This window comes from Paraburkholderia franconis (genome assembly GCF_009362735.1).
In the GTDB taxonomy this organism is placed as follows: domain Bacteria; phylum Pseudomonadota; class Gammaproteobacteria; order Burkholderiales; family Burkholderiaceae; genus Paraburkholderia; species Paraburkholderia franconis.
Window position 1 is genome coordinate 1 of record NZ_WHNP01000045.1, and the last position, 25,773, is coordinate 25,773.

Below are 25,773 nucleotides of genomic sequence, written 5' to 3' on the forward strand. Positions count from 1 at the left end.
CACATGTGTTTGAGCATTCCGCCGAAGTATGCGGTATCGAATGTGGTCGGGTACATCAAGGGCAAAAGCGCAATTCAGATAGCCCGGAAGTACGGAGCACGGCAGCGAAATTTTACCGGCGAGCACTTTTGGGCCCGAGGCTACTTCGTTTCTACGGTGGGGCTGGATGAGCACATGGTGCGAGCGTACATCCGCAATCAGGAAGAAGAGGATGAGCGATACGACCAGATGAAGCTGGTCATGGAGTAAGCCGCCACCGGCGGCTCACGGTTTTATGGGCGCCTTTGAGGCGCTCACAATTTCAAGCCACCGGCTTTGCCGGTGGTATTTGACTGACCGGATTTCAGCCCGGGACCGTCACCGGTCTCACCAGTCGATGCGATGTTTCTCGTCGGTCTCGTGATGCCGGCGATCATCATCGGCATGCAGATAGAGACTGGTGGTGCTGAGGGACACGTGGCCGAGATTGTCGCGAACGAGCCGCAAATCGACCTGCTGGTCGGCCATGTGCGAACCCGCGGTGTGTCGCAACCAGTGCGCTGACGCCTGCTCGAGCAGCGCGGCGCGGGCCTCGAATTCCGCGCCGCGCTCGCGCAGCTGGCGGGCGGCGCCCGCAAACACGCGCTTGACGATCGTATGCAGCGCCGCCCGCGTAAGGGGCAGGGGCCGGTGTGAGGGCTTCGCATCCTGGTCCCGGGACGTTTCCGAAGTTGATCCTATCGGCAGCACGAGTGGCGTGGTTTCATGCGGGGACGGCAGCGCGGTCATCCCCAGCGACTGCCGATACCGCGCGAGCTCCGTCATCAGTTCACGCGTCGCGGGCACGAGCCGTTCCCTGTCCCCCTTGCCGTGCACGGTCAGCCACCAGCGCATCGTGCCGTCGGTGTCGCGCCGCACGAAAAACTGGCCCATCGTGTTGCTGCCGGCCTCGGCGATGCGCAGGCCGCCCAGATACAACAGCGTGAACAGCCACCGCACCCGGTGATAGTGGGCGCGCGCCCGCGCGGTGTCCTGCGGCATCGATGCAATGAAGTCCTTCACCGCCTGCCACAGGCCCGGTTCGAGATAGCGGGTGATGCGCGGCGCGGTTTTCCGGGTGCGCTGCCGCGACAGCGCGAGCGGGTTGCCGGCCAGGTAGCCTGCCTGCACGAGCCACGAGAACAGCGCGTTGAGGATCACCATCGCCTGGCGCGCGCTGGCCGCGGAGAGTGGCCCGTAGAACGGGCGCCAGCGCGCATCGCCGCGCGGATGCTTGCGGCCGCCGCCGGCCACCCAGACCGCGGCGGGCTGCGGATCGGAGAGGAAGCGCTGGTAGCGCAGGCAGTCCTCGTGGGTGAGCGACGACAGTGGTTTGCCCAGTTCGACCAGCGACCAGAGCAGCAGCCGTTCCGCTTCCTTGCGGTAGTTCTCGAAGGTCGTCGGGGTGTCGGCGAAGCGCCCGAGCCACGCGCGGATCGCGTCGAGGTCGTTCGCCGCGGCGACCTGCGCGTGGCCGTCCGTCGCGCGGTTAGTGCCGGCGTGACCGTCGAGCGCGGCGGGAATCGCGAGCGTCTCGAGCGGGGCGGGCTGCAGCGCGACGAGGCTGTTCTTCGGCGGGTTCGACATGAAGGTGAGCCTTTCCGGGGAGGGTGAGCTTTTCCGGGAGTGGGTTTGATGAATCTGCCCCTTAAATCGTTGGTTTGCATAATTTTGTTCCCGTGAGACCGCGGTGAAACAACCGCAGCGGGGGCAGCGAGAACAAAATTGCGCAGAAAACGGGAACAGCATCATGCAACCCAACGTGTCGCGCGGACAGAACCGACGATTCAGTCATTATTCGCACATTATGCGGATAATGTCAAATGATTGCCTTCGCATGGTTGGATATAGTGGGTTTTACGTTGTATTATCGACGTCTCACGCCACGTTTTCTGCTCCATGTCCGACGCTCCTGCCGACCTCCCGTCCGATGACGCGCGCCTCGCGGCCGAGATCGCCTACCTGAAGGTGGCGTTCCCGAAGACCCGTGAGCTGTACCGCGAGGTCTGTGCCCTCTTGTTCTTCCGTTTCGGGCAGACGCCGACCGCGAACCGCCTGTACCAGCTGGTGAGGCGCGGCAGCATGGGCACCCCCGCCGCGGTGCTCGGCGAGTTCTGGGCCGAGCTGCGCGAGAAGAGCCGCGTGCGCATCGAGCACCCGGACCTGCCCACCGATCTGCGTGACGCGGCCGGGGAACTGGTCGCGACGCTGTGGACGCGCGCGACGGCGTCGGCGCAGGCGGAACTCGACGCGCTGCGCGCGGACGTGGAAGGCGAGCGTACGGCCGCGGAGCAGCGCATCGCGGCGGCACGCGCCGAACTCGAACGCACGGAAACGGCGCTCGAGCAGCGCACCGCGGCGCTGCTGGCCGCGCAGGTCGAGGTCCGCGAACTGGAGAAGGCGCAGGCCGAGGGCCACGCGGCGCGGCAGGCGATGGAAGCCGAAATCGTGCGCCTGAAAAGCGAGGCGCTCGCGCGCGACCGCGAACTGGAGCAGGTGCGTGACGGCTTCTCGCGCGATCTGGAGAAGCTGCGCGAGACGGCGGCGCAGTCCGACGAGCGCCTGCGCGCGACGGAAAAGCGCGCGCTGCTCGAGATCGACCGCGAGCGGGGCGCGGCCGCCAAGCTGCAAAAGGAACTCGATGAGGCGAACCGGCGCGCTGACCGGCGCGACGCGGAGCATCGCCGCGCAGTCGAGGCGATGCAGGCACAGCTTGGTGACGCGCGCCATCAGACCGGCGTGCTGCAGGGGCGCCTGGATGCCGTGCAGGCGACAAACGTGACGCTGCAGCAGCAAGTCGCAGCCCTGCGCCGGGTGGACACGCGCGAGGCCGGGCCCGCCCGGCCGGGCCGTGCCAAGGGCGCGCCTGCCGGTACCACCCAGGTGCGCCCCGTCGCGACCCGCCCGTCGCGTGCGGCGCGCGCCGCGTCCGCGCCCGCCAGCAAGACCGCGGTGCGCCGCAAGCGGGGCAAGAGCGATGACAGGTAGCCCCCGCCCGCGCAGGAGACGCAAGGCCCCCGCCTGCCCGCCGATCGGGGCGCTGATGCGCTACGGCGAGCGGACCGTGCGCGTGATCGCCGAGGCGAGTGGCCAGCGCGTAATCATCGAATCCGTGGACGAGGACGGTCGCACCTTCCGCAGCACGGTCAAATGGGCTAGTCTGGCCGCTCTTGAAGAGCAGCTTTTCTGAGGGCGATGACGATGCGGCCGACCATGCAGCAGCTCGATATCTTTGCCGACAGCCGTGATGTGATGTTGCGCAACGATGTCCTGGAACCACTGCAGCGGCGTGAGGCGGCGGCCGCGCGCACGGCCCTCGAACGGCTGGCGGGCGACTACCCGGACGACGCTGCGTTGCCCGCGATGAGCGTGCTGGTTGGCGAACTCGAAGACGCATCGACGGCACCCTTTGCCGATCACGCTTCACTGGCCATCGCCCGCCGTCATCTGGAGGACGAGGTGGTGCCCGCAGCGAGGCGGGTGCTGCCCGCGCAGACGGTTCAGTCCTGGCTCGCCCCGAGCTGGCGCGCGCTCGCCCGGCGGGCCGCGTCACTGCCGTTTCGCGGGGCCGACGCGGGTGATCATACCGGGAGCCATGCCGCGCCGCTGTGGCTGCTGGCGGGAGACGCAGCAGCCGCGTGTACTGCGGTCGAGGGCATCGAATCGTGGTGGCGCATCCCGACGCCGCTTGCGTGGATGACCGAGGTGCGCTACCGGACGGGCGGGCTGGATGCCGCGTGGCCCCTGCTCGCGGAGCTGGCGTGGCTGGCGCCCGCACGGTTCGCGATGTTGCTGCCCGTGCTGGGGGACGCTTCGCTCGACGCGCTGCGTCGGCGCTTCGATGCCGAGTTCCCCGGCACCGGCGAAGTCGACGATTACGCCTGGTTCGCCGCGTGGTTGCTGCTTGTCAAGCCGGCGCTGGCGGGCCGGCTCGGTGATGCACGCGTGCGGCGCGACCTGGCGGCCTCGCGCGCGACGGCTCTGCTGGGCGAGATCCTGCGCCGGGAGCACGAGGGCGACCAGCATGAACTGGTGGGCCTGCGTCAGGAACTCAGCCGGTTGCATGCGGGTCTGTTCGACGCGTACATGGTGACGCGGAAGGTGCAGCACCGGTGAGGCGATCTCCACGCAAACCGGATCACGGACGCGAATACTGGTTCTGATGCGGCGAATGGCGCGTTGTATGGTGATGATGGTGCTGCTGCCTGCGGCTCGGCTCGGCCCCGGCAAGTGGCGGCGACGACGTGACGCGCCCGCGTTGCGGCGCGCCCTGGCCTTCGCCGAAGTAAAACGTCTGCGAGGTTTGCGCGTGACTGGCAGCGGACAGCAACAACGCCACCAGTGACAGACATTTCGAAAGCTTCATGTGTGCTCCTTTTTAACGGGAGCGTCAGGATAACGCAACGCGTTGCCCTCGCGTCCGAGTGGCAGTGGATTCGCGCTGCACTGGGTAACCTTTGCCGACCGGCGGGCATCGATCGACGCCGCGATCGCCTCGCTGGGCAACAGCATCCAATCGGCCCTCGCGCTTACCGCGACCGGCGCATAGCGCAGTGATCGCCGTGCTACGGTAGCCTACCTCCGATCCGGCGGATTGCGCGCCTGCGTCTTCAGTCGTCCGAGAACCGCTCTGAAATAATCCAGTGATTTTCGGAGAAGTGGCGCGAACAGGCGATGACCGGGCGATCGAAGCGGACTCAGACCTCGTCCCAATTGGTCAACGAACCGGTGCTGACCGTCGCGGATGAAAGGCTGAAAATGCGCCGAATTTTGCACAGACGAAACGCCATACTGCGCATGATTGCGCGCAAACTATCTTGATGATAGCCTAATGTGCATTATGATGCGCAAAAAGACCGATCCTCCCATCAGCAATGTCGAACGCCTTGCGGCCAATCTCCGCGCGACGCGGCGCGAGCGCAAACTGACGCAGGAGGCGCTCTCGGAGCGTGCCGGCCTCGCGCGGCGCACGGTGACCAACGCCGAGAGCGCGCAGAACGTCGGCATAAAGGAATTCTGCCACCTCGCGAACGCCCTGGGTTTTGAACTGGTGCTGCGGCCCATGGACACCGTCGTGCTGGAAGACCTGCCCAACATCTTCGGGGAAGACGAATGATTGAGCTGTCGCTGGACGTTGAGCGTCTCTACCGGCAAATACGCACGCTTGAGGTACACACGCCTCAAGGTAAGAGCGGCCTGCTGGCGAAGGAAAGCCGGTACGTCTACAACTATGGGGCGGTGCCCGACACAGCGGCAGTCTCCCTGACCATGCCGGTTCGCCATCAAAGCTACGCCAGCGGTGATCTGATGGGCGTATTCGCGATGAACCGTCCCGAAGGCTACTTGCGGTATGTCATTGAGGAGCGCCTCGCGCGCTTCGGCACGCCAAGTGACATGTTTCTGTTGTTTCTCGCGGGGCGTAACCAGATTGGCCGTCTGACATATTCTTTCCCCGGCGAGCGCGTGCCGGAGACCGAAGCGGAGCACCTCGAGGAACTCCTGTCGTCGCCGTCCGGACAGCTCTTCAGGCGTCTGGTCGACCGGTATGCGCTCGGCTCCGGCATATCCGGAGTGCAACCAAAGACGGTCGTGCCGATTGCAGACCACAGCGACGCCTCGCCCGACGAACGGGTCGCATTACCGCTGAAGACGGTAATCGTCAAAGCTGAAGGCGACGATTTTCCGGGCGTCGCCCGGAACGAGTTCTTCTGCATGACGGTTGCAAAGGAGGCCGGACTCGATGTGCCGCGATTCTGGCTGTCGGATGACGGGAAACTCTTTGTGATGGCACGCTTTGACCGGCGTGACGACGGCACGCCGGTGGGCTTCGAGGACATGAGTGTGCTCACTGGCAAGGGCAAGTACGAAGGCAGCTATGAGATGATCGCGAAGGCCGTCGATATCTACACGCGCTCCGATCATATGCAGAAGCACCGGCTCTTTGAGCGCGTCGCGCTTTCCTGCCTGCTTCGCGACGGCGACGCGCACATGAAGAACCTGGGTATCATCTACGACGACCCAACTGGTGAGCGTCGGCTCGCGCCGGTATTTGACGTTGTGTGCACGGACATTTATCCGGATCTGGACGGCAAGATGGCGTTGAATCTCAGCAGGTCCAAGACGTTCCCGGTGCTCGATGCACTCATCGCCTATGGGGCCCGTCTGGGGCTACATGCCGATGAAAGCGAGGCGATCCTGACGCGCCTTCGGCAAGCTTATGAGACCGTTGCGGGGCGGTTCGCCGAGGATCGTCGATATCAGGCTGACGACCTTCTGCGCAACATCCGGCACGCCATCGAGCGTGAGGGCGTCCGCCCGGTCTCGCGACCAAAGTTCCGGTAACGTGCTGCTGTCCCAACGCACTATTCGTCTGCAGTGCTATCGGAACCTGCCGGATGCCCGATAGAAGCAACTCGCCATAGCCGACATTGGGCGGGCTGAGGTCTACGTCAGCTATGTGGCTGCTTGCCGACAGTGGCAGTGTTGTGCAGCCGAACGGCAGCTTCCTGCATTGGCGAACTCACACTCCCGACCCACTTCGGTCTTTCACTGGGAAGCTAATTCAAGGCAGATATCTGATGCAGATTCAACCGGTGGATGAGGTGGATGCAACACACCAAGAGACTGAATGAGCAGCAGGATCAACCGTGCCCGGCTCATCTTCGGCCATCGTCCAGCTGCGTGCACCATCAGATCAGCGCAATTTCATTGGTTCGTTTGGACAAGGAACCGGCGGGTCCATGAGGCCAGTCGCGTCGCAGATTCCGCGTGTGCCGGGATCGCTCATCGTGTTCCTTCGGTCGATGCGGAATTGACGCCCTGAGACGCGACGTATGCCGCTTGTGTCGTATCCGGCATGCCAGCGACATGGGCACTTTTCAGCCCTCCGCACTGGCACCCGTCAACGCGCGAACACGGCTTTCATCGGCGGCGAGGTCGCGTGAACTGCCTGCATAGACGATGTCGCCGTCGTCGAGCACATAAGCATGATCGGCGATCTCAAGCCCCATGTGCGCGTTCTGCTCGACAAGCAGAACCGAAATCCCTTCGTCGCGCATCTGCGACACGACGCGAAACACCTCGCGCACGATCAGCGGAGCCAGGCCCTGAGAGGGTTCATCGAGAATCAGCAGCCGGGGATTGAGCAGCAGCGCGCGGGCAATTGACAGCATCTCCTGTTCGCCGCCGGAAAGCTGACGTCCGCGGCTTTCCTTGCGTTCGGCAAGCCGTGGAAACAGCTCGTAAATTCGCGCGATCGTCCAAGGCCCGCTGCGCGCAAGCGGCACGCGCAGATTTTCTTCGACACTGAGATTGGCGAAGATTCTTCGTCCTTCGGGAACATAGCCCACGCCGTTCGCGGCGATCCGGAACGTCGGCCAGCGCGTCGTATCCGCGCCGAAGATCGTCACGCGCCCCTGGCGGGCGGGTGTCAGACCCATAAGGGTGCGCAGCGTCGTGGTCTTGCCCGCGCCGTTGCGGCCAAGCAATGCTGTGATCCGACCTTCCTCGACCGCAAGGCTTACGCCGTGCAGGATGTGGCTCTTGCCGTAGTAGGTGTGAAGTTCCTCGGCGGTGAGCGCTGCGTTCATGTCACATCACCCAGGTACGCCGCCTGCACGGCCTCGTTCGCCGCGATCTCCGCTGGCGCGCCCTCGGCGAGGAGCGTGCCCCGGTCAAGCACCGTGATCCGGTCGGCCAGATGGAACACCACGCGCATGTCGTGCTCGATCAGCACGATTGTGAATTTGCCGCCGCTGCGCAGACGGCGAATGAGCTGCGTAATCTCGTCGGTCTCCTCGTCGCCCATGCCGGCGGTGGGTTCGTCGAGCAGCAGCAGACGAGGCCGCAAGGCCAGTGCCATGGCGATTTCTGCAACGCGCTGGTCGCCGTGCGAGAGCTCGCCGGTCAGTCGGTCGCGTTTCGCGGCTAGCCCGGTGAGTTCCAGCGTTTCTTCGACACGCTCGCGCACCCGTGCTTTTTCGGTGCGTCCGACCCACGGCCGCAAGCGGAATCCAGCCGTAACCTCCGCGCTGATGCGAACGTTTTCGAACACCGTGAGTGCCGGAAAGATCTCGGTAATCTGGAACGTGCGGGCGATGCCCGTCGCGACGCGCCGATGCGCCGGGAAGGCCGTGATGTCCTGCTCGTCGAACACGATCGTTCCCGTGGTCGGCGGGAAAAAGCCGCTGATGAGATTGAAGAAGGTGGTCTTGCCGGCGCCGTTCGGTCCGATGATGGCGCGCAACTCGCCTTCGTCGACGGCGAGCGAGACATCGCGTACGGCAGTGAGGCTGCCGAAGCGCTTGCTCACGCGCGCCACTTCGAGAACGCTCATGAATCGCTCCTGCGCCGGATAAAGCCGAGCAGACCCCGCGGGAAGAACAGCACGATCGCGATGAACAGCATGCCGACGAACGACATCCAGTTGACCGTGATACTCGACAGATAGTCCTGCAGCACGACGAATACCGCCGCGCCGAGAAGCGGTCCCCACAGGCTGCGCATGCCGCCCATCACAGCCATCATCACGAAGTCGCCGGACTGGCTGAAATGCAGTCCGCGAGGATCGGCGAAATTGTTCAGAAGGGCATAGAGCGCACCGGCAAACCCCATGAAAAGGCAGGAGAGCGTGAATGCGATCCAGATATGGAAGTCGACGGGAATGCCCAGATAGCGCGCGCGCCGTTCATTTTCGCGGATCGCGATCATCGTGTGCCCGAACGGCGAGCGCAGGATGAAACCCATCAGACCGACGGCCAGAGCGAGGCAAAACAGGACAAAGTAATAGAACGCATCGGCATTCGACAGGATGTCGATGGTTGCGAAGCCGAGGTGAAGCGGTACGCGCGTGAACCCGCGCAAGCCGTCATCGCCGCCCGTCAACGAGCTCCATTGGAATGCGATGTAGTAAAAGACCTGTCCGAAGGCGATGGTGACCATCGCGAAGTACACGCCTCGCCGCCTTACGCAAAACGCACCGAGCACCGCACCGGCGATCCCGCCGAGCAGCGTTCCGCACAGAAGAGCGAGCGGCGTGCTCGGCGCAAGGAATTTCAGCGCGAGGCCAGCGCCATACGCGCCCAGCCCGAAATACGCGGCATGACCGAAGGACAACACGCCGGTGAAGCCGAGCAGAAAATTCACTGACATCGCGGCGAGACCCAGCACGAGCACGCGTGTGCCGAGCGCGGTATAGCCGCCGAGCGACGGCATCCAGTACGGAGCCAGCAGCAACACGGCCCAGATCGCCGCGAGCGTCAGCAGCCTGCGGTGCCTCGGCTGTCGCGCTTCGCTCATGTCAGCATGCCCTCCTCGCCGAGCAGGCCGTGTGGGCGCAGCAGCAGCACGATGGCCATCAGCACGTAGATGATCGCTTCGCTTGCTGCGGGCAGGAACACAGCGGTGACGCCGGAGGCGACGCCGATCAGCAAGCCGCCGAGCAGCGTGCCCGTGAGGCTGCCAACTCCGCCGACGATGATCGCTATGAAGCTCGGCATCAGGAGCCCCGTTCCCATCGTCGGCTCCAGACCAAGCTGGCCGGCGGCGAGCACCCCGCTCAGACCCGCGAGAAAGGCGCCGAGGGCGAAATTGAACGAACGCAGCCTGCCCACGTTGATGCCGAGTGCCGCCACTGTTTCGAGGTCGAGGGTGCCGGCGCGGATACGGATGCCGAGCCGGCTATAGCGCAGCAGGATGAAAAGCAGCGCCACTGTCACCGCCACCGTGGCCACCATGAAGAGGCGATAGCCGGTGATGAAGAAGAACGTGTTGCTCAGAGGCTGGGCTAGCACGGATGGAATGGTCACCGGTTTGCCTTGCGCGCCCCAGATGAAACGGGTGCCGTCCTCGAAGATAAACGCAAGACCGAACGTCAGGAGCAAGCTGTAGAGCGGGTCGCGCCCGTAGACTCGCCGGATGAGCACCCGTTCAAGGACGTAGCCGATCAGCGCCGTGCCCGGCGGTGCGATCAGCAGCGCGCCCCAGAAGCCTACGTAGGGCGTGATCGTATATGCAAAGTATCCGCCAGCGACAAGGAAGCCGCCGTGAGCGAAGTTGATGACATTGCTCAGGTTGAGAATGAGCGATAACCCGAGAGCCATCAGCACGTAAAACGCGCCGATGATCAGCCCGTTGGTGACGTTGAAGAGCAGCAGTTGAGTCATCGCTCACCATTCTTGTTACGGCGCCTGTGCTTCGCTCGACGGCTGGTGCCGCAGTTCGACCACATACGGCCACATACGTTCCACTTACGCGATGAGAACGGCGCCCGGCGAACCTGCCCGGGCGTTTGCGCTATCAGGAAGGCCACTGCACCTTGCAGCCGGTTTCGCTCTCGGGCGGTGCGGTCTTGTCACCCGCGACCACGCGTTCTACGCGGAACAGGTCTTCCGGGTCGCCCGCCGGCTGGGATAACGCTTCGCCCACGAACGACGACGTCATCAGCTGGTGATCCCCCTTTCGGTAGTAGCACTTGTTCGGCTGCAGCTTGACATCGTCTGCCAATTCGAAGCCGCCGAGCGCCTCGGCGAGCTTTCTGGCGTCGAGCGTCTTCTCCTTGTTGGCGATGGCAGCAAGGGTATGCACGGATGTATAGCCGAACCAGTGACGCGCGGTGGGGACCTTGCCGCCGTTCACCTTACGGATGTCGGCAACGAACTTCTCGACTCCCGGCACGCCCGGCTGCTTCCAGTACCACTCGAACATCCAGAAGCCAACGCGCGCCTCCGGCGGCATTGCCTCGAGCGATTCGAGCTCCTGCTGCAGCCCGGCGACGTGAATAGTCTTGCCGATGCCGAACTGTGCAATCTGCTTCAGGCAGTTGACCATGTCGGAGCCTTGCGGCAGCACAAGCAGGACGTCGGGATTCGCCGCGCGCGCCTTGATCAGATAGGCGGAGAAGTCAGTCGTGCCGAGCGGGGTGAGTTCGTTGCCCGTCATCGTGCCACCGAGCTTCTGCAGATCGGCGGCCGCGGCTTTCTGCAGCGTGTGGCCGAACGCGTAGTCCGGTGTGATGAAATGCCACTTCTTGCCGTACTTGGTGAACAGCAGGTTCGCGACGGCGTTCGCCTCCATGCTGGTCGTGTTGCAGACGCGATAGACGTTCCACTTGCAGTCGACGCCCGTGATCGTATCGGTGTGGCCGCCCGAAACGACATGCAGCACCTTCTTCTCGTTGCTGACCTGAGAAATGGCCTGGGCGATGCCGGAGTTCACGTCGCCGATGAGGAACGTGACCTGATCGCGTTCGATCAGCTTGCGCGCCTTCTGCACGCCGGTGCCAACGTCGTTTGCCGAGTCTTCAACCATGAGCTCCACGGGCCGACCCAGAATGCCGCCTTGGGCATTGATTTGCTGAACGGCAAGCCTCGCGCCCGTCACTTCATTCTGTGCAACTGCAGCATAAACGCCTGTCAACGGATCGACCATGCCGATCCGCAGCGGAGCCTCGCCGCGTGCCTTGATGATGAAGGGCGGCACCAACTGCAGTGCGGCTGCCGCAGCAGTCGCCTTGAGTACGGTGCGCCGACTGAAAGCAGGGATACGACTTGGTGTTGTCATAGGGTTCTCCCTCACCGTCATGTCGAATCTTTCGAGCCGCTGGATGGTTCGTCTGCGCTTGCGAAACGCCGCAATTCGATCTTGAACGCGTTCAAGGGAATCCACAAGACCCCATTTTCGCGCTGACAGACGCGCGACGGTGCTTAGCCCATCAAGAGGCTTTGTCCGGACAACGGCAAATCGGCGAGCGATCATCGATACTGTTAGCAATGCTATATATAGCAATTCGAAGATTACGCTTGGTGTGAGCCCTTTGACGGGAAACGGGATGCGTGTACAACGAGTTCCTTAAGACGTGGCGTCCGGAAAGCGACGTGTAGGCGCCTCACCAAAGCCGGTACTCGAATGACAGCAATGGCCGATCAGCGGACTTACCGAGGGGCAGGAGAGGGCACTTCGGGCGAGTCCAGCGGAGTCGTTTGACATAAAAACCGGTGTATCTCACGTCTTTTGATGGCAGCCATGGTATCTGTTGTCGCCGTCAGTTTCTGGCGCAGTTTGCGAAACCGACGCGCCGGTTGATATGCAATCTGCATCGCGATTGACCATAACTTGGCGACGAAAGCGGGTAGAGAAAAACGACCCTGGTGGCCTGGCGCCGCGCGATATGTTCGGTGCGCCACGTTCGTGATTTTGAGCGGAGCAGAAGTCATGATAAAAGAGCCGTTCGCGTCAGGCAGAGCGCCGTTGACGCGTAACATCAAACCAGGACATTCACGAAATGGCAACAGGGATTGTGAAGTGGTTCAATGACGCAAAGGGATTTGGCTTTATCACGCCGGACGGCGGCGGGGAAGATCTGTTTGCACATTTCTCGGAAATCCAGTCGAGCGGCTTCAAGTCGCTTCAGGAAAACCAGAAGGTGTCGTTCGAAGTCAAGCAAGGCCCGAAGGGCAAGCAGGCAGCGAACATCCAGCCGCAATAAGGGCTTCAGGTTGCGCGGCGAAACAAATGGCCTGTTTAGGCCATTTGTTTTTTGAATGCCGCCGATGATCGGTACCGAAAAGGCAGTTGCAGCGACGATCCGGCTTGCAGGGGCCGGGCATGGGTCTGCGCCGCGAGTCGACGCTTCTCCGAAATGAAAGTATCAAGCGGTTCAGGGTGCGTCCTGCCCACCCAAAGAGGGCCCGGTTGCAACCCCTGAGTCCCAGGCGATTTTCGTGGCCAGTGCGCGGACCCGTGAGCGCTAACAGCTTGTCACAAGAGGACCGCTTGCTGCAGAAGCTCCAGGGCCTTGAGTTCGTCCAGTCGCCCCGTGCGTGCTTTACCTGCCAGCGTCTTGAGCAATGCTTCCGCGATCGGCCCTATGCCATGAAGATTCTCCAGGCTCGTCACGGGAGCAAAGGCAAGTGGTGCAGGCATTTGCTGAGGCATTCCTGAAACGGGAGGCGACTCAGGGTTCGCCGGTGCATCTGCCGTGGCCACGGCACCATTTGCTTCAAGTGAGTGACCAGCGTGGTCGCCGGGCATGGCATATACCGGCTGTTGCGGGCGGACGACGATCGTCTCGTTCCCGTTTGCCGTATCGGTCTGCAACGGATCATCTGGAACGCGCGGGACGTTCGCCTGTGCATCCAGCTTCGTATCGGCCGCGAGCGGCTCATCTTCCTTAGCGGGCACACGACCACGCGGAGCAGGCGCAAGCATATGCGATACCGATTCTGGAATTTCGCCTTCGGAGCGTGGTGTATCCAGCCACCCGGTCGGCAAACCGAGCCGCTGGGTGAACCGGTTTGCTTCGACAGCGTCCATGCGCTTCTTGCCATGTAGCCGATCGGCGATGTTGAACCCACTCATCTCCATGACCACGCCAAGTCGCACCTTCGATCCGTTGCGACCGGTGAGAAGGCGGAGGTTAGCGCGTCGGATGTTCTCCGCCTCGGCGCTGTCGCTCAATGCCAGCGGTTGCTGTTGCGGTGTTTTAACAGACGCTTTCAGACGCGAAGCCTTCAGCGGTTCAGGCATTTCGCTTCGACTATTCTTGACGGCTCTCGACGAACCGCCAGTTGCTTTCTTTGGCATTTGCTCTTCCTTGGACGAACTATCCGAGGGCTGGCGCGCCGGGCGCATCGCATCCGTTCACCAGTCGATGCGATGCTTCTCTCCCGTCTCACGATGCCGGCGGTCGTCGTCGACGTGCAGGTACAAGCTGGTCGTGGTCGGGGACGCGTGGCCGAGATTGTCGCGCAGGGTGCGCAGGTCGACGCCGCCGTAGGCCTGGTGGGAGCCCGCCGCGTCCCGCAGCCAGTGCGCAGACGCGCGTCCGAGTTCATCGGCGCGATCGGTGAAGGCCGGCCCCGCGCGAACGGAGCCAGTCCGCGGCGCCGGCAAAGATCGCCTTGATCGCGTCGTACACCGCGGATTGGGACAGCGTTCGTGGCCGGAACGGCAGCAGCAGCGGCAGCTCGTCGGCGCGCCCCGGCAGGGCGCTCAGGCCGTGCGCGAGCCGGTAGCGGGCGGTTCCTGCAAAAGCTCACCGGACACGGGTACCGTGCGCGCCTTGTCGCCGTGGCGCACGGGCCGTCCTCCGTTATGTGAAAGCGAAAACCGACCTGCATAGCGTCGGGCTAGTCGTACAGGCCCTACTCCGTAGCGACGAACACTTCGTTCCTAAAGCGTAGCCTGGGCCAGGCATAAGGGGACAACTTGAACGGCAATATCAAACAACCAGTTTTGCATGGCTGAGAGCTCTCCCGTGCCGTGCTCACAGCTATGCCATAGCATGACAAACCGACGACGCGTCAAGTGTTCGCTTTGCCGGGCTCGCGCCCGCGCTTGACGCGTGACACCTTAGTGGAGAATCACACCCGCACAGGTTTTGCGAAGATTCTCAAAGCGATGACGAAATAGGTTGAACCAGCACTCTGAAGCCTGTCTTTCGTGCCGGCTGCCGTTTCCGGCAAGCCGGGATTTTGCTAAGGACGGGGTGGGCGGATCTCATCGAGGCTGCGGGCGTGCGTTCGGCAAGCGCCCACGGGCAAGCCGGGGATACATGCGTGCAGACCGTTTCGACATCACGAACACGAAGCTTGCAAAAAGGTGTCGAGTCCATACAAGCACCAAAAAGACGATTACCCTTGCTCTGACCACGCTTATTGAAAGTCACACGTCCGTCGGTGACACACTGAAACTTGCTCGACAGCGCAACATCGCCAGCCATCGAAAAGGACATCGCGGATCGTGTTCGCAAAAGCCGAATTCGTGCTCGCCAGTGCTTATTTTGGAGCGCAATCCGGGAGGGTTGATGGCAACTCGGTTACGCGCCGAGTGCTAACCAGTTCGAAACCTCTATTGCCGGCGCAATGGATGCATACCCACGAACGATTCGCTGATCATATGAGGGCGAGAGGAGGCAGGTCCCAACCCGCAACGGGCATCTGGTTCTGGGAGACCGACTGCCGCTAAAGCGGCACGTGATCTGCGAACTTCGAGACCAGCACGGGCGCCAGCAGTCCCGGACCGGCGAGGGCGCGTTCGATGGGGCGGCTCGGTACAGGCGCCCGGGAGATGTGGTCGCAACACACGAACGCAAACTTCGGGCGCACATGACAAATCGCCCGGAAGCTGGCCGGTACGTAGTCAAGTTGTTCGGCGACGTCTTCGCCCAGCGACTTCATCAGGCCACCGCACTGCGTGCACTTCCCGTCGGATTCGGGTATGTGCCTTGGGATCTCGCGTGGCAGATGAATCGCTTTCGTGATCGAGCCCAGATCGAGTCGCATCACCGTCGTCCTCCTTTAGAGGAAACGATCGTCAGGGCGTTACGTCTGTGGCTGAGAGCACTTTGTTGCGAAGCACGCCAATACCTTCGATCTCGACCTCGATCGTGTCGCCGGGTTTGATGGGGCCGACTCCCGCTGGCGTTCCCGTCATGATGTGGTCGCCGGGAAGCAGCGTCATGTACTTGCTGAGATAGGCGATCAGCGCGGATACGCCATACACCAGGTCTGCCGTGTTTCCGTTCTGGCGCACTTCGCCGTTGACGCGCGTGATCAGATGAAGGTTGGATGGATCGAGTTCCGTCTCGACCACGGGCCCGATGGGCGCAAACGTATCGTAGCCCTTGCCGACGAGCAGGCAGCCGAACTCGCTTTCACGACGCTGAAACACCCGGTCGCTGACGTCGTTTCCGCACGTGTAGCCGAACACGTAATCGAGTGCATCGGCTTCGGAAACATGACGCGCCTCCTTGCCGATGATCACGGTGAGCTCTCCTTCGAAGTGAACATTCTCCCCGTCGGGCGGATAGACAATGCTTTCCTCGTGGCCGATCACCGTAGTGCTGGGCTTCATGAAGAGCACGGGAAGCGTCGGCGTGCTCTTGCCGACTTCCTGTGAGTGCGCGCGGTAGTTGTACCCGAGGCCGAACACACGCGGCCGGTACAACGGGCTTAGAACGCGAGCAGAGCCGAGATGGTCGACGTAGCCGGCAGGCTGAAGTCCTTCGAGTGGCGAGCCCTTGAGCCTTTCGATATTGCCGTCGCGTCCAAGGATGCCGTAATAAGAACTTCCGTTGATTGAATATCGGAGGATCTTCATGGGATTGAACCAGTAAGAAATCGTCGTATTGCAAACGTTAGCATTACGCAGCTGATGAGTCAATTGCGATGCTTATCGCGCTCCTGAATTTGACGTTCCGGTGATCGTGCTGCCGTAGCCCGATTGCACCGCGCGGCGCCTCGCGGTCGCATCCTGCTGGGCGGCGAGTTTGGCTTCGGCCGACTTGAGATTGCCCGGATAGTCCAGATCGCTGCCTGCGATGTCGTAGCCGGCTTTCTCCAGTTCTGACAGGTCCGATTTCACCTGAGCGCGGGTGACAGATGTAGCCTGCTGCGCGAACGAGACGATGGGAAGTGCGGCGACAGAAGCGATGATCACAGTGTTAGCAAGCATTTTCATGGGAAGCCTCGACTCGACATTGATTAGAAAAACTTGATTGCTGCATCGCAATCGTCGAGTCGATTATATGCCGTCAATTGCACTAAGGGAATACGCTAATTGACAAAAATGATCATCAAAATACCGTTTCGTTATGCCAGGCAATTGATCTAAGAAGAATGCGATTAACGTCTAACGCATCGTTAACTGCAATGACGCGCAACCGGCCAGAAAGCCGGACGCGTCCCAGTTCCGCGTGGACGGGATTGCTACCGTGATGCAAATGCAATCCCGCGCACACAGCGCTGCTAATCAGGGAAGGACGACATAGTTGCTAAATCCTCCGTCGCGATCTTTCAGCCCGGAAATGGCTTCGTTGACGCGTTCAAGCGGGAACCTGCGATGCTCCAGATATGAAAGATCAATCGCGCCGGTACTTACCATATCGGCCATTTCCTGGCCCTGCGCAGTCGTGAACCAGTTCGAGCCGATGATCTGCACCTGTTCGTCCATCAACCACTTCACGTCGATGGGCAGGTCTTCCGCCACGCCGCCCACGTTGACCACCCGCCCGCCGCGTCGAACTCCCTTCATCGAATCCAGCATCGTTGCGGCAGGTGCTTTCGCGCCGAGGGCGCTGATCACGAAGTCCGCACCTTCACCACCTGTCAGGGATTTCGCCCATTCGCCGGCCGATCCCTCGCCCAATTGCATGACTTCGATGCGCTCCGGAGCGAGCGCCTTGACGCGTTTGAGCAGCGCCTCGTCGCGCCCCGTGCCGAGAATGCGCGAAAGGCCCATTGCAAGGCCAAGCACCGTTGCGGCCACGCCGAGCGTGCCCGTGATACCGTCGATCAGCGCCACCTGGCCGGGACCCGCGGCGGCATTTTTCAGGGCGCCGTATGACGTACCCATGTATCCGAACCGTCCTGCCTGTTCGAAGGTCATGTTCGCGGGGAGATTGACGATGGCATACTCGGGGGCGGTCATGTATTCGCTAAAGCCGCCATAGGGGTACAGATCGAAGATGCGTTGACCGTCTCGGCTCGTGCTGAAGTAGCCGTTCAGCGTGTAGTAGCGGCATTCGCTGCGCCGGCCGGCCCGGCATGCCTTGCATGATCCGCATGAGCGCAAGGGGCTCACGTAGACGCGATCGCCTGGCTTCACGTTGATCACCGCTTCGCCGACTTCTTCCACGACGCCAGCGGGATCGAGACCAAAAATGGCGGGGAACTTCGGCAGCGGTTGATGCGGAAACCAGCTCGGCCAGTTGTTGATGACGTTTGCCATGTTCGGCACGATGCCGCATGCCTTGACCCGCACGAGAACATCGGTCGGCCTCGGCTTCGGAACCGGGATCGTATCGAGCGTCATTGGGGTGTGGAGAGCATGCAGCCGTGCTGCAACCATCGTTCGTTCCATACATTCCTCTTTCTCGGTGAAAACCTTCCGCCGTTACCCGCCAGGTAACGGCGAAGGTCATGCGCATTGCAAGCATTGCATTTGCAAGCAGCCAGGCGGTGTTCGCCAGGCCTGTTCGTCAAGATCGATCCGGAACGCAGTCGTCGATCCGGATGGGCGGTTCATCAGCGATAGCTCTCCTCGAGTTCAATTCCGAGTGCGCCCATGATGCGCACGCCGGAGTTGTACCAGGCGATGTTGAGCGCCAGTTCGACCCGTTGCTGATCATTCAGGAACGGGATGATCCTGTTCCAGGTTGCATCACTCACATCGACCTTCAGGGTCGACTCTTTGGCAACGGCCATCACCGCACGTTCCTCTTCGTCGAAGAGCGGCGACAGTTCGAAGTTGGGAATGGCTTTCAGCTGTTCCGGACTGATGCCCGCCTTCAAACCATGCGACTGATGATGGGCGATTTCGTATTCGGAGCCGGTGCAATGCCCAACCGTCAGGATCGCGAGTTCACGCAGTTTCGGGCTCATCGACGAAGCCCTGATCGCATTGGCGTAGGACAGGAACTGCTCGAGGATGTCCGGTGCGTGCGCGAGCGCGCGGAAGATGTTGGCGGTGGGTACCTTGCGTTCACGTTCGAGCCGGTCGAACAGCGCGTCGTTTGCGCGCGCGACGTCGGAACGTTGAAGATATTTGACGCGTGCCATATGCGTTATTCCTTCCGTTATCAGCTTTTTGAAAGCCGGTTCTGAATGTAGGTTTCGAGTGTGGTGGGGCGCGGCTTGTTGGCGGTCTCGGTCAGTTCAGCGCCTTCGAACCGCGAGGCCTCGAAGTACCAGCGGTGCTCCGCCGGCAGTCCCCAACGCACGCTCGTATTGAGCGAGGCGGCATCCCAGCGGACGGGTTCGATCTCGATGTCGATGGTCTGATAGTGGCCATCGCACAACTCGACGCGGTGACCATCGGGGTCGCGCAGATAGACGAACAGCATGCCGCCCGGGCCGTGGCGGCCTGGGCCGCGCTCGACTTCGTGCGCGTAGCCGTAGATGCCGGCGAGGTCGCACGCGGTGAATATGTTGTGCGATTCGGGCACGATGTACGCGAAGTGGTGCATGCACGGGCCGTCGTTTTCAACGATAGCCAGATCGAGGCATGTGCCTTTGCGATACATGAATGCGCCGAGCAGCCGATCGCCATGCGCGAGGTATTCGGAGTTGCGGAAACCAAGTCTGCTGTAGAACACGCACGATTGAAACGTGTCCGGCGAGAAGATCTGAAAGTGATCGATTCGCTGCGCGTGCGCGCCCTTGAACAGGTTTCGCTCCAGATAGAGGCGAGGGCGCGTTTCCATTTGCGCGCACAATTCGATCTTCGTGCCGAATGGATCGGATACGTGCAGGGTTCTTCCCTGATGCGCAACTTCTGCCCATTCAGCGGGAAGCCCTTCCTCCTTGAAGAACTGGTATGCGAGATCCAGATCTTCTTCGAGGAAGACCCGGAAGCCAATGCGTTTGCAGGCGGCAGCGCCCTTGTCGGCCTGCACCAGAACCAGGCTATGGTGGCATGCTTCGGACAGACCGCGCAGATAGCAGGTGTCGGCGGTTTCTTCCGTTACGACGAGGCCGACGATGTCGACATAGAACGCGCGGCTTTTCGCCAGGTCGGCGACGGTCAGGACGATGTGGCTCGCGCGTGTGATGTTGAAGGGCGGCCGGTGATTGACAGCAGGCAACATGATTACCTCTCGATTGTAGGTGGCGAGCAAGCGGGCATGCCAGTTCGAACGTTGCGGCGTGCATCGGGGCGGCACGCACAACTCAGCCGGTCTTGCTCGGGGAAAGTCATTCGATATCCTTTTGCGGCGACGCGTGACGGCCTACCAAGGCTGATGGGTGAACGGCAGCGCTGACCACCCGCTGAATTGCGCCCGCGATCCCAGCGCTTCTTCGATTCGCAATACTTCGTTCCACTTGGCCATTCGCTCGGAGCGCGAGAACGAACCGACCTTGAGCTGACCCGCGTCCCAGCCAACGGACAGATGGGCGATGGTGACGTCTTCCGTCTCGCCGGATCGTGCCGACACGATCGTGCCGAATCCGGCCGCCTTGCCTGCCTGAAGCGCCGCATGAGCTTCCGTCACCGTGCCGGCCTGGTTGGGCTTGATGAGCACCGCGTTCAACGTGCGTTGCGATGCCGCTGCTCTCACGCGGTCCGCGTTGGTGACGAGGAAATCGTCGCCGATGACCTGGCAGCGCGCGCCATACAATTGCGTGAAGTGCCTGAAGCCTTCCACGTCGTCCTCAGCAAGCGGATCTTCAATCGACAGGATCGGGTAGGTGTCGAGCCAGCGTCCCAGCATGCCGATCATCTGATCGGTGTCGAGCGTCTGGCCATCGAGCGCCAGCATGTAGCGCCCGTCGCGGCCGAATTCGGACGCGGCGATATCGAGCGAAATGCCGACCTGCTTGCCCGGCTGCAGTCCCGTATCGATGATGGCCTGCATCAAGGTGTCGAGCGCGTCCTCGTTGCAGTCGAAGGCGGGCCAGTAGCCGCCTTCGTCCGCCACACCCTGGAGCTTGCCCGCGTTCTTCATCAACGAGCCCGCCGCGCGATATACCTCTGCCGTCCACTCGAGTGCTTCAGTGAAACTGCCTGCGGCTGGGCACATGATCATGAAGTCCTGCACATCGACGCGGCGCGCGGCATGCGCTCCACCTCCGAAGATCTGGATCTCCGGCAACGGCAGACGCACGGCACGGTCCCCTGCGAGATAGCGCCATAGCGGCTGCCGGCTGGCCGCCGCGGCGGCGTGCAGGACCGCCATCGATGTTGCGACGATCGCGTTGCCGCCAAGACGGCTGCGGTTGGGCGTTCCGTCGAGAGCGACCAGGCTCGCGTCGATGGCGGCCTGATCGTTTGCATCGCGTCTTTCGAGCGCACGCGCGATTTCGCCATTGACCTTCGACAGTGCCTTGGTCACGTCGAGACCGCCGAATGCGGTCCCGCTGTCGCGCAGATCCAGTGCTTCCCCGCTGCCCGTCGAAGCGCCGGCGGGTGCGATGGCGCGGCCGCTCATGCCGCCGTGCAACGTGACCTCGACTTCCACCGTCGGTCGGCCGCGCGAGTCCCAGACGCGTCGGCCGCGTATCTGGGCGATCGTTGAATCAGTCATATCGATTGTCTACCTTGTCATTGGGTAATGGATGCCGGAGCCTTGCGTGCTCCGATCAGCACGAAGGCCAGCGTCGCTGGTTGGTTGCTCTTGTTTCGCCACGCGTGGCGGGTTCCGTTCTGCACGACGACGTCGTGTTTGTGCAGGAGCTCAGCGCGTCCTTCATCGAGCTCCAGCCAGATTTCACCTTCGAGCACGATGCCGTAATCGACGGTCGGCGTAGCGTGCATGCCGTCGGCCTCGAAGAGTTCGGCGAGGCCCGGACTGATCGCGAAGTTTTCGGCGACCGCCGCCTGCGAATCGAAACCGGGCGAACAGAAAACGCTGTCGGGCGGAAACGTCACGACGAGAAAGCGCGTGCCTGAAACGGGAGGGACAAAGCTCGTGACGCCCGGGGTCGGGTCTTTGCCGTCAAAAGGAACGGCTTGCGCGGGTTCCGTCGACCACACCAGGCGGGACACCATGCCCGGGATGTGCTGGTACGCGTCGGAGCGGGGCGGTGAGGAATCGAAGGCGACTGTCGAGACGCCGCTCGCGTCCTGGCCGGTGACGATGCGGCGAAGCGCGACGGGCACCTCGCCTGTGACCGAAGTATCAGAGGCCATGCTCAATGTCTCCTGCAGGATTGAACAGGCGCCGTGCAGTGTCGTCTGCTTTCATGATGCCTCCTGTTTTGCTAACGTTCGCATAGATTGTGGCAAACGCTGATCTTTGTTGTCAATAGCGGATTTACGGAAGATTTGTCGTTCTCAAAGTGGCTGCTCTCCGCGTGCGGCTGCTGTTAGATGCCTAGAAAGGGCGAACGTTAGCAGGCCTGCGAGGAGAGGGCGCCGATGCGCGACGGCGGCGGCCGTGGTTGAAGCTACCGTTCGTCCAACGCGTCTCGCGCCTGCCAGCTGGCGTTCAAAAGCCGAAATGACCCGACGAGCTCTGCGAGCTTGAGCGTCTGAGTGCGCATCACGCGCGACTCGTTTTCGGCATGTTCAGCAAGACACGCATTCTGAGTCGTCATTGCTTCCATTTGCTTCACTGCATCATTGACCTGCCCTATCCCGAGGCTTTGCTCCTGGCTCGCCATCGAAATATCGCGCATAAACGCGATGACACGCTCGACCGATGCGACGATGTCCGTAATCGTCGTGCTGGCAGCGTCGACGAGCTTGCCGCCCGCCTCAACGCTGGCCACGGAATTGCCGATGAGCGTCGCGATTTCCTTCGGCGTTTGCGGAACGGCGCGCGAGATTGCGCACCTCGCTGGCGACGACTGCGAATCCACGTCCCTGTTCGCCTGCGCGTGCCGCTTCCACTGCCGCGTTAAGCGCCAGAATATTGGTCTGGAACGCGATACTGTCGATCACGGCGATGATGTTGACGATCTTGCAGGAACTGTCCTTGATCGAGCGCATCGTGCCAATGACTTCGCTGACGGCACGCCTGCCGTCGCTGGCGATTTCGGAGGCCGCCGTCGAAAGCGCGTTTGCCTGCCGGGCGTTTTCCGCGTTTGCCGTGACCGCGTCGATCAGTTCGCGCATGGATGCCGTGACCTGTTCGAGCGATGCGGCTTGCGCTTCGGTGCGCGCGAAAAGGTCCGCGTTGCCTGTGGCGATCGTCGTCGCGCCGTCTTTGACAAGATCGGTGGTTTCCTGAATCTGCGACACCAGAAGCTTGAGGTTGATCTGAAGAATACGTAGTGCGTGCAGTACCTGAGTGACTTCACCGCTGCGATGCGTCTCGATGATGTTGGACAGGTTGCCTTCACCCATGTCGTCGATATGACGTTTGAGTTGCGCGAGCGGCTTCGTCATTCCGCGATGCAGCACCAAAGGGAAAGTCAGGGAGACTGCGATGCCGATTGCGCAAGACGCGGGCTCGCAGATGCGAGGCGGGCCGCTGCCGAACGCGAATGTGGCAAGATTGGCTGCTTAGATTGAAATGGCGAGCGCCGCCAGCGCATGCATTCTCGCTGTGTACGAGAGCTTCGTGAAAACCTTCAATACCCGAAAGGCGGGCCGTTTCACGATTCGCCCTTCGTCGAGTTCGAGGTCCTTGCGGCCGTCGCGCATCGCCGCATACGCCTGCTCCGCTTCGCCGATCATCTCGGGCGTTGCCTTGCTGCGTATCGTGATGAATCCGGCAATTCTGTGTTCCTTGAAGATCGGTGCAGCGGTCATGTGCACCCAGAAGTAATCGCCGTTCTTGCGGCGACCCTTGGTAACGCCAGTCCATGTGCGGTTTCCTTTGACTGTCCGAAGGAAGTCCTCGAATACCTCGCTGGGTGTTTGACCATCGGCGAGGATGCTTTGCGGCGCGCCAAGCACCTCGTCCTCGTTGTATCCGCTCACCTTGACGAAATCCCGGTTGACGTAGGTGATCTTGCCGTCGAGATCGCCCTTCGAAATCATTGCAATGGAATCGTCGAGTACATATTCGACATTGGTGGTGATCCGCCGCTCTGGCCACATCGTTGCCGGTCTCCATGACTTTATTGTTCGCCGCCGTCACCAATGGCCCGCCGTGCACCGGTGACGGCGTGCGGAGTCGCGACCCGCTATGCGTCAGCCCTGTCGCGACGAGATCTGCTGCCTGAATGCCTCTGCCACCTGATACAGGTACTCGACCGGCTGCAGCAGCAATCGGCTGGCGACCGCGCGAACGTGATCGCGTTGCGCCTCGTCGGTCAGATACTCCACCGGTGATTTACCGTCGACCCGCGCGAGGAGCAACGCGGGCAAGAGTTCTGCCGTGCGCGCTTCGAGCGTGGCGCGCAACTCCCAGTCCGCTTTGTCGAAATAGGCTTCCGTCAACGCCTTGAATGATGCGATGAGCGCGTCCTGCCGGTCCGGACGAACCAGGCATTTGAGCAGCAAATGATTGAGGCAGAATGCCAGGTCGAAAGCGGGATCGCCGAACCATACGCATTCGGCATCGAGCAATACGGGTCCCTTCGGACCGGCCAGGATGTTCTTCGGGCTGACGTCGCCGTGCACGAGTGCAGTCCGTATGATTGCCGTTCGCTGCGCCAGATGCTGAAGCCTCGATGCGAGCACCGGATGGCGTTTCGACGTGGCGATCAGATAGGGCTCGAGACGTAAAGCCTGAAAGTTCTCGAGCGTGTCGAAGCGCTCCCTAAGCTCCCCGTCATCGGCGCTGACTGCGTGCAGATGGCCGATCAGGCGTCCTACTGCGCGAGCCGTTTCGGGCTCGACATGGCCGGCCATCAGTTGCTGCTTCCATACGGGGTGCGCGGCCGGCGCAAGAAACGACATCGCGAATACGCCGAGCCTGTCGTCGTGTGCGAGAGGAGCCGGCACGTTGTCGGGGCAGTGCCGTGCCGCGAATTCCATCCAGGCCCATTCATCTGCGTTGCGTGATATGGGCGCCTCCCAACATGCCGATACCCTGAGCGTGGACAGTGCGCGCTTCACGCATAGCGAGCCTGCTGAAAGATCGACGCGCCAGATGTCGGACGAAACGCCGCCCGTCAGTGGATGCCAGGTGACTATTTCGTCCCTGCGCGCGAGATCGTGGTCAACGAGAAATGCGTCGAGTTGCGGGTCAGGGCTATTTGATTGCGTCATCATGGGTGCTTTGAAGTAGAACAGTTGAATCCGGTTACGCTGTCACAGGTTGCAGGGATTGCGTGGTGCTTCGCCGCGCAATACCCGCACCACTTCTTCAGCCGCCCGCCTGCGAAGCTCCAGCAACGATGCGTCTGAAGAGAATGCGACGTGCGGCGTCAACATGGCGCCTCGCTCACGCAGCAGTTCAGCCGGCACCAGGGGCTCGGATTCAAGTACATCCAGTGCTGCCGCCGACAGCTGGCCGCTTTGCAGCGCCTCGATGACGGCAAGGGTATCGACGATGCCGCCGCGGCTGACGTTGATCAGCAGGCTGCCGTGACGCATGCGCGCGATCCGCTCGCGGTTGATCAGATGTTGCGTTCCTTTCGTGAGTGGCGCGTGCACGATCACGATGTCGCTATTCGTCAGAAGTTCATCAAGTTCAACGGCGTGCACGCCTGGCACGTCCGCTTGCAGGAAGGGATCGTAAGCGAGGAGCCGGCAGCCGAAGGCGCCGAGCTTGCGGGCCGTTGCGCGAGCAATGCGACCGAAACCGACGAGCCCGCAAGTTAGCGTGCCCAGGCGGCGCAGTCTGGCATCGGCGGGAGACCAGCATCCAGCGCGCACCTCACGATCAAAAAGCACCAGCCCGCGTGTCCATGCGAGCGCAAAACCGACGGCATGATCGGAGACTTCTTCGACACAGTAGTCCGGCACGTTCGTGACGAGGATACCGCATGCGGTGGCGGCGTCCACGGCGATGTTATCCAGGCCCACGCCAAGCCTTGCAACGATCCGCAGCCGCGATGAGGCCTCGATGGCTTTGGCCGACACGGGCGCCCAGCAGGTGAGGATGGCAGAAGGGCGATGCTCTTGCACCATCGCTTCGATGTCGGACGCGGGCAGAGGTGCAGCCGGCCCGCTTATTAGCCGCATGCCGGCGCTCTCGATGATCTCTCGCTCAACGCTGTCGTCGGGCCATGCGTAGTCGGTCAGGAAGACGGTATCGATCATTGGATTGAACCTGATGTTGGAAGGAAGTGCTGCTGCTACGTGCGCAATCGCGTGCCGTATTTGCACTAACGTTAGCACGACATATGCGCAATGCCAAGCTGACGATCGCCCGGGATTTCCCGGTTGATATGAAGTGACCTCACTAAGACGCCTGATTGA

Annotated in this window: 25 protein-coding genes and 3 pseudogenes; 7 read left to right on the top strand and 21 right to left on the bottom strand. The window is 61.9% G+C overall.

Annotation, left to right across the window (positions count from 1 at the left end; genetic code table 11):
* The coding region (gene tnpA, locus GCT13_RS32705) for an IS200/IS605 family transposase (RefSeq protein ID WP_152765288.1) at nt 1-249 on the top strand (249 nt) is incomplete at its 5' end.
* A 117-nt stretch (nt 250-366) separates the two neighbouring features.
* Here tnpA and GCT13_RS32710 read toward each other — a convergent pair.
* Nucleotides 367-1,605 carry a tyrosine-type recombinase/integrase gene (locus GCT13_RS32710; protein WP_152765290.1) on the bottom strand — a complete coding sequence of 413 codons (1,239 nt, stop codon included), beginning with the start codon at nt 1,603-1,605 and terminating at the stop codon, nt 367-369.
* Between the two features lie 312 nt (nt 1,606-1,917).
* Between GCT13_RS32710 and GCT13_RS32715 the strand changes: the two genes are divergently transcribed.
* Genes GCT13_RS32715 through GCT13_RS32720 form a run of 3 tightly spaced genes read left to right on the top strand, consistent with a single transcriptional unit; the run spans nt 1,918 to nt 4,134 of the window.
* On the top strand, nt 1,918-3,006 hold the full coding sequence (locus tag GCT13_RS32715; protein WP_152765293.1) for a DNA-binding protein: 1,089 nt from the start codon (nt 1,918-1,920) through the stop codon (nt 3,004-3,006).
* A gap of 55 nt (nt 3,007-3,061) precedes the next feature.
* Nucleotides 3,062-3,208 carry a hypothetical protein gene (locus GCT13_RS48635; RefSeq protein WP_227747120.1) on the top strand — a complete coding sequence of 49 codons (147 nt, stop codon included), beginning with the start codon at nt 3,062-3,064 and terminating at the stop codon, nt 3,206-3,208.
* Nucleotides 3,209-3,231: 23 nt separating this feature from the next.
* A complete protein-coding gene (locus tag GCT13_RS32720) occupies nt 3,232-4,134 on the top strand; it encodes a hypothetical protein (protein WP_227747121.1) in 903 nt (300 codons plus the stop codon).
* A gap of 22 nt (nt 4,135-4,156) precedes the next feature.
* Here GCT13_RS32720 and GCT13_RS32725 read toward each other — a convergent pair whose 3' ends face one another.
* The gene (locus GCT13_RS32725) at nt 4,157-4,384 is read right to left on the bottom strand and encodes a hypothetical protein (RefSeq protein WP_152765300.1); all 228 of its coding nucleotides are present in this window, start codon (nt 4,382-4,384) and stop codon (nt 4,157-4,159) included.
* A 474-nt stretch (nt 4,385-4,858) separates the two neighbouring features.
* Between GCT13_RS32725 and GCT13_RS32730 the strand changes: the two genes are divergently transcribed.
* Together GCT13_RS32730 and GCT13_RS32735 are read left to right on the top strand one after the other, a co-directional pair.
* Nucleotides 4,859-5,134, top strand: coding sequence for a helix-turn-helix domain-containing protein (locus tag GCT13_RS32730; protein ID WP_227747122.1), 276 nt, complete (start codon nt 4,859-4,861; stop codon nt 5,132-5,134).
* The gene (locus tag GCT13_RS32735) at nt 5,131-6,360 is read left to right on the top strand and encodes a type II toxin-antitoxin system HipA family toxin (RefSeq protein ID WP_152765306.1); all 1,230 of its coding nucleotides are present in this window, start codon (nt 5,131-5,133) and stop codon (nt 6,358-6,360) included. The genes GCT13_RS32730 and GCT13_RS32735 overlap by 4 nt, the downstream gene beginning before the upstream one ends.
* A gap of 536 nt (nt 6,361-6,896) precedes the next feature.
* Here the strand turns inward: GCT13_RS32735 and GCT13_RS32740 are convergent.
* From GCT13_RS32740 to GCT13_RS32760, 5 genes are all read right to left on the bottom strand, one after another.
* Nucleotides 6,897-7,607, bottom strand: coding sequence for an ABC transporter ATP-binding protein (locus tag GCT13_RS32740; RefSeq protein ID WP_152765309.1), 711 nt, complete (start codon nt 7,605-7,607; stop codon nt 6,897-6,899).
* A complete protein-coding gene (locus GCT13_RS32745; RefSeq protein WP_152765312.1) occupies nt 7,604-8,353 on the bottom strand; it encodes an ABC transporter ATP-binding protein in 750 nt (249 codons plus the stop codon). Before GCT13_RS32745 ends, GCT13_RS32740 begins: the two co-directional genes overlap by 4 nt.
* Nucleotides 8,350-9,315, bottom strand: a complete 966-nt coding sequence (locus tag GCT13_RS32750; RefSeq protein WP_152765315.1) for a branched-chain amino acid ABC transporter permease — start codon at nt 9,313-9,315, stop codon at nt 8,350-8,352. Before GCT13_RS32750 ends, GCT13_RS32745 begins: the two co-directional genes overlap by 4 nt.
* The gene (locus tag GCT13_RS32755) at nt 9,312-10,181 is read right to left on the bottom strand and encodes a branched-chain amino acid ABC transporter permease (protein ID WP_152765318.1); all 870 of its coding nucleotides are present in this window, start codon (nt 10,179-10,181) and stop codon (nt 9,312-9,314) included. Before GCT13_RS32755 ends, GCT13_RS32750 begins: the two co-directional genes overlap by 4 nt.
* A gap of 133 nt (nt 10,182-10,314) precedes the next feature.
* On the bottom strand, nt 10,315-11,577 hold the full coding sequence (locus tag GCT13_RS32760; RefSeq protein ID WP_152765319.1) for an ABC transporter substrate-binding protein: 1,263 nt from the start codon (nt 11,575-11,577) through the stop codon (nt 10,315-10,317).
* 721 nt (nt 11,578-12,298) lie between these two features.
* Here GCT13_RS32760 and GCT13_RS32765 point away from each other — a divergent pair.
* Nucleotides 12,299-12,502, top strand: a complete 204-nt coding sequence (locus tag GCT13_RS32765; protein WP_152765322.1) for a cold-shock protein — start codon at nt 12,299-12,301, stop codon at nt 12,500-12,502.
* Between the two features lie 272 nt (nt 12,503-12,774).
* On the opposite strand, the pseudogene GCT13_RS32770 reads toward GCT13_RS32765, so the two are convergent.
* The 14 genes and pseudogenes from GCT13_RS32770 to GCT13_RS32830 all read right to left on the bottom strand — a co-directional run.
* Nucleotides 12,775-13,632: pseudogene (locus GCT13_RS32770) on the bottom strand (hypothetical protein); the annotation flags it as partial.
* A 24-nt stretch (nt 13,633-13,656) separates the two neighbouring features.
* Nucleotides 13,657-13,908 (bottom strand): tyrosine-type recombinase/integrase, encoded by a 252-nt coding sequence (locus GCT13_RS51360; protein ID WP_407670896.1) that lies wholly within the window; start codon nt 13,906-13,908, stop codon nt 13,657-13,659.
* A 1,073-nt stretch (nt 13,909-14,981) separates the two neighbouring features.
* Nucleotides 14,982-15,263: pseudogene (locus GCT13_RS32780) on the bottom strand (IS66 family transposase zinc-finger binding domain-containing protein); the annotation flags it as partial.
* A 67-nt stretch (nt 15,264-15,330) separates the two neighbouring features.
* Nucleotides 15,331-16,116 carry a fumarylacetoacetate hydrolase family protein gene (locus tag GCT13_RS32785; RefSeq protein WP_152765324.1) on the bottom strand — a complete coding sequence of 262 codons (786 nt, stop codon included), beginning with the start codon at nt 16,114-16,116 and terminating at the stop codon, nt 15,331-15,333.
* A gap of 72 nt (nt 16,117-16,188) precedes the next feature.
* A complete protein-coding gene (locus tag GCT13_RS32790; protein WP_152765326.1) occupies nt 16,189-16,476 on the bottom strand; it encodes a DUF4148 domain-containing protein in 288 nt (95 codons plus the stop codon).
* A 291-nt stretch (nt 16,477-16,767) separates the two neighbouring features.
* Nucleotides 16,768-17,877, bottom strand: coding sequence for an alcohol dehydrogenase catalytic domain-containing protein (locus GCT13_RS32795; RefSeq protein ID WP_152765328.1), 1,110 nt, complete (start codon nt 17,875-17,877; stop codon nt 16,768-16,770).
* A gap of 164 nt (nt 17,878-18,041) precedes the next feature.
* Nucleotides 18,042-18,575, bottom strand: a complete 534-nt coding sequence (locus GCT13_RS32800) for a carboxymuconolactone decarboxylase family protein (RefSeq protein ID WP_152765330.1) — start codon at nt 18,573-18,575, stop codon at nt 18,042-18,044.
* A gap of 20 nt (nt 18,576-18,595) precedes the next feature.
* Entirely contained in the window at nt 18,596-19,603 is a 1,008-nt protein-coding gene (locus tag GCT13_RS32805) for a VOC family protein (RefSeq protein ID WP_152765332.1), read from the bottom strand.
* Between the two features lie 141 nt (nt 19,604-19,744).
* Nucleotides 19,745-21,040, bottom strand: coding sequence for a phosphopyruvate hydratase (gene eno, locus GCT13_RS32810; RefSeq protein ID WP_152765334.1), 1,296 nt, complete (start codon nt 21,038-21,040; stop codon nt 19,745-19,747).
* A 17-nt stretch (nt 21,041-21,057) separates the two neighbouring features.
* On the bottom strand, nt 21,058-21,645 hold the full coding sequence (locus GCT13_RS32815) for a cupin domain-containing protein (RefSeq protein ID WP_152765337.1): 588 nt from the start codon (nt 21,643-21,645) through the stop codon (nt 21,058-21,060).
* 257 nt (nt 21,646-21,902) lie between these two features.
* Nucleotides 21,903-22,845: pseudogene (locus tag GCT13_RS50630) on the bottom strand (methyl-accepting chemotaxis protein).
* 117 nt (nt 22,846-22,962) lie between these two features.
* On the bottom strand, nt 22,963-23,502 hold the full coding sequence (locus GCT13_RS49690; RefSeq protein WP_227747124.1) for a PAS domain-containing protein: 540 nt from the start codon (nt 23,500-23,502) through the stop codon (nt 22,963-22,965).
* A 93-nt stretch (nt 23,503-23,595) separates the two neighbouring features.
* The gene (locus tag GCT13_RS32825) at nt 23,596-24,621 is read right to left on the bottom strand and encodes a phosphotransferase family protein (protein ID WP_152765339.1); all 1,026 of its coding nucleotides are present in this window, start codon (nt 24,619-24,621) and stop codon (nt 23,596-23,598) included.
* A 39-nt stretch (nt 24,622-24,660) separates the two neighbouring features.
* Nucleotides 24,661-25,614: a C-terminal binding protein gene (locus GCT13_RS32830; RefSeq protein WP_152765341.1), complete on the bottom strand. Its 954-nt coding sequence runs from the start codon at nt 25,612-25,614 to the stop codon at nt 24,661-24,663.
* Nucleotides 25,615-25,773 lie beyond the last annotated feature (159 nt).